General features: G+C 67.7%; 8 protein-coding genes and 3 pseudogenes. 6 read left to right on the top strand and 5 right to left on the bottom strand.

What is annotated here, in order from left to right:
• Positions 1-1,089: pseudogene (locus IE264_RS37405) on the top strand (hypothetical protein); the annotation flags it as partial.
• A 336-nt stretch (positions 1,090-1,425) separates the two neighbouring features.
• On the opposite strand, the pseudogene IE264_RS38790 reads toward IE264_RS37405, so the two are convergent.
• Positions 1,426-1,512 (bottom strand): annotated as a pseudogene (locus tag IE264_RS38790) (WD40 repeat domain-containing protein); the annotation flags it as partial.
• 266 nt (positions 1,513-1,778) lie between these two features.
• On the bottom strand, positions 1,779-2,309 hold the full coding sequence (locus IE264_RS37400; RefSeq protein WP_229887976.1) for a GNAT family N-acetyltransferase: 531 nt from the start codon (positions 2,307-2,309) through the stop codon (positions 1,779-1,781).
• A gap of 1,330 nt (positions 2,310-3,639) precedes the next feature.
• Between IE264_RS37400 and lexA the strand changes: the two genes are divergently transcribed.
• Together lexA and IE264_RS37390 are read left to right on the top strand one after the other, a co-directional pair.
• Positions 3,640-4,326 (top strand): transcriptional repressor LexA, encoded by a 687-nt coding sequence (gene lexA, locus IE264_RS37395; protein ID WP_190167910.1) that lies wholly within the window; start codon positions 3,640-3,642, stop codon positions 4,324-4,326.
• 277 nt (positions 4,327-4,603) lie between these two features.
• Complete coding sequence (locus IE264_RS37390; RefSeq protein ID WP_190167909.1) at positions 4,604-4,858, top strand: hypothetical protein; 255 nt, start codon at positions 4,604-4,606, stop codon at positions 4,856-4,858.
• A 146-nt stretch (positions 4,859-5,004) separates the two neighbouring features.
• Here the strand turns inward: IE264_RS37390 and IE264_RS37385 are convergent, their stop codons facing one another.
• On the bottom strand, positions 5,005-5,232 hold the full coding sequence (locus tag IE264_RS37385) for a hypothetical protein (RefSeq protein WP_190167908.1): 228 nt from the start codon (positions 5,230-5,232) through the stop codon (positions 5,005-5,007).
• 250 nt (positions 5,233-5,482) lie between these two features.
• Positions 5,483-5,806, bottom strand: coding sequence for a WD40 repeat domain-containing protein (locus tag IE264_RS38525; RefSeq protein WP_268247738.1), 324 nt, complete (start codon positions 5,804-5,806; stop codon positions 5,483-5,485).
• A gap of 119 nt (positions 5,807-5,925) precedes the next feature.
• On the opposite strand from IE264_RS38525, the pseudogene IE264_RS38335 reads away from it, so the two are divergent.
• Together IE264_RS38335 and IE264_RS37375 are read left to right on the top strand one after the other, a co-directional pair.
• A pseudogene (locus IE264_RS38335) lies at positions 5,926-6,015 on the top strand (LexA family protein); the annotation flags it as partial.
• 294 nt (positions 6,016-6,309) lie between these two features.
• Positions 6,310-6,810, top strand: coding sequence for a TspO/MBR family protein (locus IE264_RS37375; protein WP_229887975.1), 501 nt, complete (start codon positions 6,310-6,312; stop codon positions 6,808-6,810).
• 290 nt (positions 6,811-7,100) lie between these two features.
• On the opposite strand, the gene IE264_RS37370 is transcribed toward IE264_RS37375, so the two are convergent.
• Positions 7,101-7,667 carry a hypothetical protein gene (locus IE264_RS37370; protein WP_190167906.1) on the bottom strand — a complete coding sequence of 189 codons (567 nt, stop codon included), beginning with the start codon at positions 7,665-7,667 and terminating at the stop codon, positions 7,101-7,103.
• 479 nt (positions 7,668-8,146) lie between these two features.
• Here IE264_RS37370 and IE264_RS37365 point away from each other — a divergent pair, with 479 nt between their 5' ends.
• Positions 8,147-9,088, top strand: a complete 942-nt coding sequence (locus IE264_RS37365; protein ID WP_190167905.1) for a hypothetical protein — start codon at positions 8,147-8,149, stop codon at positions 9,086-9,088.
• The last annotated feature ends 63 nt before the right edge of the window (positions 9,089-9,151 follow it).

Below are 9,151 nucleotides of genomic sequence, written 5' to 3'. Positions count from 1 at the left end.
GCGAAGTACGGCGTCCCGCTCGCCGAGACCGCCCCGGCCGGGCTCGCCGCCGCCGGCATTGAGGAATCGGAACACGTCACGGTGGAGCGGGTTGATGCAGGCAGCGAACCGGTGGTGCTGAGCATCGGTCGCCAGCGGGTGGGGGAGTGGGCCGACGAGGCCCAGCAGCCCGCCGCGGCCGCAGGCGAGGTACCGGTGGTGGGTGAGGCCGAAGCTGTACCGAAGACATCAGAGCCGCGGACGCAGTCGGCGCCGGTGCTGCCGGACCTGGACTACAGGTCGGCCGTCGAGGCGTTCGTGCAGCAGCGCGGAGCCTTCCCCGATGCCCGGCAGTTCGGGCTGTTCCTCGCGCTGTACGACATCACCGATCCCACAACCGGCGGGCCGCTCCCCGAACCGCTGCTGCAGCCCGTGGTCAACGAGTTCCAGCTCCAGCACTCGGCACCCGAGCCGGTGACCGAGCACCTCCAGCGCGAGACAGGGAACGAGGACCCCCTGGGCTCCCGGCCGACTGAGCCCGACCCGCAGTCGGAAGCAGCCCCGGTGGGGGAGCGGGCTCCGGGACAGGCGGGCGGAACCAGCGCCTGGTTCGGCTCCGACCAGGAGACCCCTTCGGGGGGTGCCCCTCACACGTTGGAAGAGGTGGAATCAGCAGCTCGGGACAACGCACCCGAGGAGCACCGCTCCCTTTCCAACTCCTATTCCAACGCCTCCGTCGGCGCAACCGCCGGGAGTGGTGGCGGGGCGACGGCGGCTCGGACCGGACAGGGCCGCCGCGTTGTGCAGATGAGGATTCCCGACCCGGGCGACGGGGACCAGGTGCTCGCCCCCACACGCCTTGGGGACGGTGATGACGAACCGGCGCGGGAGCCGACAAAGGAGGAAACCCCGCTGCACGAGGAGAAGGCGCTCTCCGGCGCGGAGATTGTGGCCGCCCGCTACCGGGAGCTCCCCGCGCAGGAGCGTGCGAGGTCGGCGAACGCCCTCGCACCGCTGCTTGCCGAGGGCACGGACTACACCGTTGGAACGGTGCGGAAGTACCTCGGCGACATCAAGCGCACCGAGAAGCAGGCTGCCGCGCCCCACTAAACCCGGTCGTTTTCCAACCCGCCACCGAGTTGGAAAAGCCGACGGGGCAATGGGGGAGTGGAGGCCCGCGAAGGACGACCGCACACGGCAAGATCGCCAGACACGCGCACTCACCACGCTGGAACAGGGCGGCCACCGACCGGAGACCCCACCTTGGAATCGTGAGTTGGAACGAACTGACCTGCAATTTTCCAACTCTGATCGCAGTTCGGTCCCGGTACAGCTCTCCCTCGGGGGACGATGCCGGGCCGGAGTTGGAACAACTCGGGGGCCTCTGCAGACGTGATCTCCCCGGAGGCTAACGGGGTGGGAAATCCGTGGCGAACCAGGCCCCGTCGGGGAAATCGCCACCGAGTTCACCGGTTCGGTGTGGCCGGTGAGGGTGGCGATGCAGGTGCCGGTTGCCCGGTCCCAGGCCCGCACCGTCCCGTCGCTGCTGGCGGTGGTGAGCGAGGTGCCGTCGGCGTCAGGGGAACTGCCTCGCCTTCCGCCGAGCTCGCCTGTGTATCTCGGCGGCTGGGGCCCTTACAGGTCCGGGGCGCTCATCGGCCGTGAGGTGGCGGTCAGCGCGCGAGTGACCTGGTGGCCCGGACTCCGCAGAAGACCTTCGGCCATCAGCCCCACGTAGCGTTCGACCACGGCCAGGCCGGCTCCGGGGGAGTCCGGGTGGCACCTCGGCGCTCGGCCTGTCACGACCGAGGAACGGCCTCGCGTTCGCGCGCGTGGAGATGTCTCTCCGCCTCGTGCGGTGCCCGAGCCGGTAGGACGCTCGCCAGGGAGTAGCCCGTCTTCTGCGCGACCCGGCAGGAGGCGGGGTTGGCGGCATTGTGGATCAGTTCCAGACGACTGAGTCCCACTCCCGTTCTGGTGTCGAAGGCCCAGGCTGTCAGTAGTTCCACGGCCCTGGAAGCGACGCCGAGGCCCCGTGCCGAAGCCCCCGTCCAGTAGCCGAGCTCGCCGCACGTCTCGTCCTTGGACCGCTTGAGAACGATGTGCCCCACGGCCCGCCCAGTCAGAAGGATGGCGAAACTGAGGCGCTTCCGGGATTTCCAGCCCGCCTCCTGAGCCGCGATCCAGCGCACCGCGTCCTGCGGCCCGGCCACTCGATGTGACGTCCATCGACGCAGTTCCTCATCATCCGCCAGCGCCGCCAACACATCAGTGTCCCCCGGCTCCCACGGCCGCAGCGTCAGACTGGTCGAGCTCAGCACCATGCTCATGACCGCTTTCCTTCCCATCTTCCCCGCCACCCTAGATGAGCGCAGTCACATGACTTGACCTGCTTCGGAGAAGGCCCGCTCCCCGTCGGAGCGGGCGGGACCAGCGCCTGGTTGGGCTCCGGCCAGGAGACCCAGTCGGGTCGGGTACCTCAGACCACGTTGTAAGAGGTGGAATCCTGGAACCAAGCGATCCGGGACAAGGCACCCGAGGAGCAGCGCTCCCTTTCCAACGCGCCTTCCTACGAGCCCATCGGCGCAGCCGCCGGGGGGCGGGGCGACGGCGGACGGGGCCGGCCAAGGCCGCCGCGTCGTGCAGATGAGGATTCCCAGTCGCCCGCGCGCACGCCTTCTCGGGACGGTGCTGAAGAACCCGGCGCGGAGGTTGTGGCCGCCCCTTACCGGGAGCTGCCCGTGGAGGAGTCGGCACGGACTACACCGTTGGAACGGTGCGGAAGTACCTCGGCGACATCAAGCGAGCCGAGAAGCAGACTGCCGTACGTCACTGAACCTGGCCGTTTTCCAACCCGCCACCGCGTTGGAAAGCGGACGGGGCGACGGGGGAGGGGACGCCTGCGATGGTGACCGCTCGCCGCAGGACCGGCAGGCGGGCGCACTCACCACGCTGGAACAGAGCGGCCACCCGACCGGGCCGGCCTCGCCGGCAGACAGCCCGCCGACCAAGGGCTCGACGTTGGAATCGTGAGTTGGAACGAGCTGACCTGCATTTTTCCAACTCTGACCCCGGCTCCGTCCCGGAACAGCTCCCCCTCGAAGGACGATGACGGGCCCGAGTTGGAACGACCAGACGGCCTCTGCAGCGATGATCGCCCCAGAGGCTGACGGGACTGGAACTCCGGGCCCCGGACAGAAAAATGAACCTGGAACCAGCGGCGCCCCGAGTTGCAACTCCGGCCGCTTTCAACGTCACTCACCACACCCCTGGTTCCAACTGGGCGCGGCGCTGGAACTCCCGGTGGTGAGTTCCGTTCCAACTCACCACGGTCCGACCTCCTACTCACTACGGTCCGGCCGCCCGCTCACCAGGGCCCGGCTGCTACTCACCACGGTCCGGCTGCCACTCACCACGGCCGGGGTCCCTGCTCACCACGGATGGCACCCCGCACCGAGGTGACTCACCTCGGGCCCACGGGAACTCACCACGCTGCACCTGACAGGGGAGGCAGCCACTCACCATGGGCTCCGGAGAATTCACCACGGCAGGTCACCGCCCTGTCCCTGCTCATGTCGCAAATCGCAACAGTGTTCCCTATGCGGTGGTTGGCGGGTTAGTGTCCCCGAAAGCAAGATCCCGTCAGGGAGGGGGCGCCAGATGCAGGTTGTCGAGGCGAAGGGCAGGGCGGGTCGGCCGCCGGGGACCCGGGCCAACCGGGTGGGGCTGACCAGCCGGCAGGCAGCGATCATCCACTTCATCGAGCAGCAGGTCGGCCTGCAGGGCTATCCGCCGTCGATGCGGGAGATCGGGCAGGCCGTCGGGCTGAAGAGCAGCTCGTCGGTGTCCCATCAGCTGATGTCGCTGGAGCGCAAAGGCTTCCTCTACCGCGACCCGCACCGGCCGCGCGCCTACCGCGTCCGCGCCCGCTGGACCGACCTCGTCCACGGCACCATCCCGCTCCCCGACTTCCGCACGGCGGACGTCCCGCTCCTGGGGAGGATCGCGGCCGGTACGCCGATCCTCGCCGAGGAAGCGGTCGAGGACGTCTATACGCTGCCCCGCCAGCTGGTGGGGGAGGGGCGCCTCTTCGCCCTCCGGGTGGTCGGCGACAGCATGATCGACGCCGCCATCTGTGACGGGGACTACGTCGTCGTCCAGCAGTGCTCCACAGCCCGGCACGGCGACATCGTCGCCGCCCTCCTGGACGGCGAAGCCACCGTCAAGCGGCTCCACCGGCAGGATGGCCAGGTACTGCTTATGCCCCACAACCCGGCCTACCAGCCGATCCCCGGAGTCTGCGCGACCATCCTCGGCAAGGTCGTCACCGTCATGCGCACCCTCTGAGAAACCACCCAGGGAGATGGCCCACGGGGACCGGGCCGGAGCCGTCACGGGACGCGGCGTCGGCGTACTTGCGAATGTGCTCAACGAAGTACAGATAAACGTGCTCAGTTGGAGCTCGCCCATGACGACGTTCAGTGCACGTGCGTCGGCTGCCGGCCACCCTGGGGCTCGGCTGACCTTGTCTCGGACTTCAGGGAAGCTGGCCTGCAGGCCCGGTCGTAATTCCCGGCGCGGGCGTTGACCGTGCCCATAGAGTCCTGCCTTGATGAAGAGACGAGTGCAGTTCACCGAGCAGGTTGCGCGGTTCCGTGACTACATGCCGGCAGAAGATCGAGAGACGTTTCTGCGTCTGGTCGGCAGGATCGCAGCCGAGCCAGAGGGCGCTGGCAGCCATCTCACCTATACGACCGATACAGTGACCCGCTCGGTCTGGGAGGACCACGTCATGGTCCAGTACGTCGTAACGAGCTTCTACGTGGTCTTCATCGAACTCGACGTCTACGACGCGTCGCGTGGCTTCAACGAGGTGTAGTCGGCGCGAGACGGCACCGATCGCCGATCGGTGCCGTCTCGTGGGTCAGGTGTCGCCGGGCGAGGTACTGGCCTCAGCACATCACCAGTTGAGCACGTTCGCCCGTACACAGTTGGGTACGTTCACGTGTACGCGGACACGCGGTGTCAGCGGATCCGGGTACGCATCAGGATCAGGTGGCTGTCGTAGACGACGGTGCCGGTGATCCGGGCGAACGGCTCCGGCAGATCCCGTTCGATACGCACCTGCGCCCGCGCCTTCAGCTGCGCGCAGTAGGAGGCGTAGTGATCCCGGGTGCTCTGCCCGCACGCTCCGGGCTCGTCCGGCAGACTTAGCGGCAGATGATCGCCGAGGGCAGTAAAGCAGCCTGCCACACAAGGCCACCCCACCACGGAGGAGGCGACGGCGTTCGGCCCGCGCGGATGGCGGCGGCAAGCGACCGAAACGGATGGGTGGAGGCGGCCCGTCCGGTCGACGTGCGAAGGGCGCCCGGACGGGCTCCGCAAACCACGCTGCACCCTCTAGGCCACCTAACCAGGCAGACATGCCGCACCCCGTCGGACGGAGTATCCATCTGCTTTCACCAGGAGGCCGGACGCGTGGTCGCTTCCGTGTCGCACCGCTTCACGTCAGCAGCTCGAACAGGTAGAGCCCTCGCCTACCTCCCACCACAAGTTCGTTGATAGTTCCCCACGCGGAAGCGGCCAGCAATCCGTCTGCTCGAGCGACAGCCACGATGCTTCCTTCGGCCACACTCCAGACCCATACTGTTCCGTCGTCCCCGGTGTTGGCGAGCCAGGCGCCGACCGGGGAGATCGCCAGCGAGTTCAGCATCTTTGTATGGCCGGTGAGGGTGGCGGTGCAGGTGACCCGGTCCCAGACTCGTATTGCCCCGTCGGTAGTCGGCGCTGGCGCGCCAGGTGCCGTCGGGGAGATCGCCACTGACATAGCTGAGCCGATGAGGCTTATGTGGCTAGTGAGGGCGGTGAGGGTGGCAGTGCAGGTTACGGGTTGCCGGGTTCCAGATCCGTACCGTTGGCTCGTCACCGACGCTGGCGAGCCAGGTGCTGATGCCCCATAACCCGGCCTATCAACCGATCCCCGGCGATAACGCAACCATCCTCGGCAAGGTAGTCAGCGTCATCCGCGCCCTCTGAAGACCAGCCGGAGCAGCCACCGCACGGACCCGAACAGGCCGGCCTGGTGCCGGTGAAGCCGGGACCGCATCCGCACCAGGTGACTGTCGTCGACGACAGTGCTGACTGGAGCCGCGGGAACGACTCGACCGACGGCTGCAACACCCGCGCGGATCCAGCGCGCGGACGCGGTCGAACGATCACCCCGGAAGGGTGCTGGTGCTTCCTCAGCCGTTTGAGGGGCCCGGGCCGGGTACCTGTGGCAAGACGTCGCGCCTGCCCTGCGCGCCGATCACAGGATAGGAGCGCACCCCCTTGCCATCGACACACAACACCGCAGCGGCACCTGCCCGCCGCAGGCGTTGGCTCGTTCTGCTGCTGATGCTTGCACTCTGCTACGGCGTTGCTGGCGCGGGTGCGGCTGCGACCGGCGACGCGGGCAGCACCTACGCCGCACTCGACAAGCCCGCCTGGGCGCCGCCCGGATGGCTTTTCGGTCCCGTGTGGACGCTGCTGTACGGGACGATCGCGGTGGCGGGCTGGCTCGTCGCGCGGCGCCCCGGTCCGGGGCGCTGCCCAGCACTCGTGGCCTGGGCAGTGCAACTGGCGCTCAACGCACTGTGGACCCCCTTGTTCTTCGCCGCTGAACAGTACGGCGCAGCGTTCCTCGATATCAGCCTGCTCCTGGCAGCTGTCGTATCCACAGTGCTGCTCGCCGCCCGGGTGGATCGTCGTGCTTCCTGGCTGCTCGTGCCCTACCTCCTGTGGGTCGGCTACGCGGCAGCGCTGAACCTTGCGCTCTGGCTGAACAACTGAGGCTCCCGCGCAGTCCGCGAAGGTTCAGGCAGCTCCGGCTGCGCCTTATCGAGACGGGGCCTGGCCCAGTGCCGCCCCGCCAGGCCCTGTCCCTTGCTGCTCCAGCTGTTTCGGAAGGCGAGAAACCAAAGGCTCGTCGGGCTCTTGGCAGGGGGAGCCTGGGTCCACTCTCGACGCGGTGCGCACCGTCAGCACCGTCCCGCTCTTGGCAGGCGGCCGGCCTTTGCTTAGGTGCGGTGCTGTCACTGCCCGTTGCACCGGTTGGAGGGGAACGCCGCCCGAGGTGATGGTCAGTGAAACGTGAGCCCTAGGTGTTCCTGGAGGATTGCTACCTGTGCGGGAGTGGCGAAGACCATGATGCTGTCGTAGCCGGCGCCTGGTACGCGGGGGAAGTCGGTGTGGTGCCAGGAGCGGGAGTCCTCGCTGCGGGCGGTTTCGGCAATGGCGCGGCAGGCGGCTACGTGGTCGTAGTAGTCCTCTGAGAAGTGCTCAGCAGGGATGGACACGAGCCGGCCGTCTCTCACGAACTCCAGGCGGTCGGAGCGTCCTGCATCGAGTGCACCCCCACCTTCGACGACCCGGACATCGCTCACGGTGACGCCCCCGCCGATCACTGCGACGGCGTTCGTCAGTAGGGCCGGGTAGCCGTCGTGGATGGAGTCGATGTCATCCGCGTGGACGGAGACCGCCACACCGAAATCTTCCAGCGCACAGGCAGTTCCATAGCCCGTCAGCTGTTCCTCCACGTGTCCACCGAGGCGTTCAAGGACGTCTCGGACGGTTTCCCGCGACACCAGCCCGGCCTGGTGCAGGACTGCCCCGATACGTCTGAGAGTGATCGATGATTCGTCGAACATCCGCGAGACACTGCCAGTCCGGGCGACTCTGAGCAACCCATCCTCACCGTCACTGCGTACGACCTCCGCAGGCGGAAGCCGCGTCCAGCGCCCGCTTCGCTCGCCGCCAACGTAAGGTGGCAGTTCCGGCCTTCCTGGGGGTGTTCAGCCCAGTCCGCAGGCTCCTCGAACCCTGATGAGGCCCTTCACCCTCCAGTGAACTCGATCGGGCATCTGGTCCACCGATCGCCATCGCCAGGCCGAGAACAACGCGTATCTACTGAGGTCTTCAGTTTGTCGTCGGCGATGACGGTCCATGATCGCTGCGGTAAGTGGGGGTACGGGTTGTCCGGAAGGTGAGGGCCTGCAAGCCCTTTCCGTGTGGAGCTGGAGGTTCCGGAAGTGGGCAACTCCTGTGGTGTGTGTGGGCGTTCGATTGGGGGATGCGAGGGGAGGGGCATTGCCCTTGCGCCGCGTGGCGTCACAGGAGGGGATGGGACATGAAGAAGGCTGGACGCAGATCCCGGAGCGTCGGGCGGATCGCCGCCGCTCTGGCGGCGGTGGCCGGGATGCTGGCGGGGGGTGCCTCTCTCGCGCAGGCGGAGCCGAACCGGCCGGTGCCGGTGACTTCGTTCTCGTATACGAGTGAAGCCGGGCACGACCTCGGGAAGGGTGCCGGGGAGAAGTTCAGGGATCCGGTGGTGCCAATCATGGTCGGGGGCACTGCGGAGTGGGTGCAGATGACGGTGGAGGTGCCCGACCGCACCTGGCGGATCCGGCTCCAGGCGCCGGTTGGGGAGACTCTGCGGCCGGGGGTGTTCCGGAACGCCGAGGAGTCTCCGCCGCTGGGGCGAGCGCCGGGGCTGGACCTCTCCGCTTCCACGAGCGGCTGTTCCGAGGTCTACGGGCAGTTCACCGTGAACCAGTTCGCCACCAATGAGAGTGGCACGGTGACTTTGCTTGATGCCTCTTTCACGCACCGCTGCGGGGCGGCGGAGGGGCCCGCGCTGAAGGGTGTGGTCAAGTACCGTGCGTTTCCGCTGTCGTTCGCGTACAGCAGCGACGAGGGGGATTGGGTCGGCAAGGGCACCAGTGGGACCTACACCGGGGCGAACAGTGTCTTCTCGGTGTCGAGCTGGGGTGTGCAGACCGTTTTCCAGGTGAGGGGGAACCGGTCCTCCTGGTCGGTGATGCTGATGGCGCCCCAGGGGGAAACGCTCCAGGCGGGCCGTACCTACCACGCTGGTTCGGGCGGTGAGGGACTCGCCACGCTCAGCTTCAGCGGTAACGGGCGGGCTTGCGCCGGCGCCGAAGGCGAGTTCACCGTGCACCGGCTGGTCAAGGACGACAACGGTCGAGTGACCGGGCTGTGGGTGACCTTCACCCAACGCTGCCAGGGCAGCGCGGCGGCGTCGAGCGGCACCGTGCGGTACTACGCCTGATCCCGTGTAAGACAAAAGGCCCCCGCATCTCGACCTTCGGGTGCGGGGGCCTCCTCCGTCCTA

Origin of the sequence: Streptomyces microflavus, from assembly GCF_014650075.1 — a bacterium.
Lineage (GTDB): Bacteria > Actinomycetota > Actinomycetes > Streptomycetales > Streptomycetaceae > Streptomyces > Streptomyces microflavus.
The sequence above is the reverse complement of the archived record's forward strand: the minus strand, read 5'-3'. Positions and strand labels throughout refer to the sequence as shown.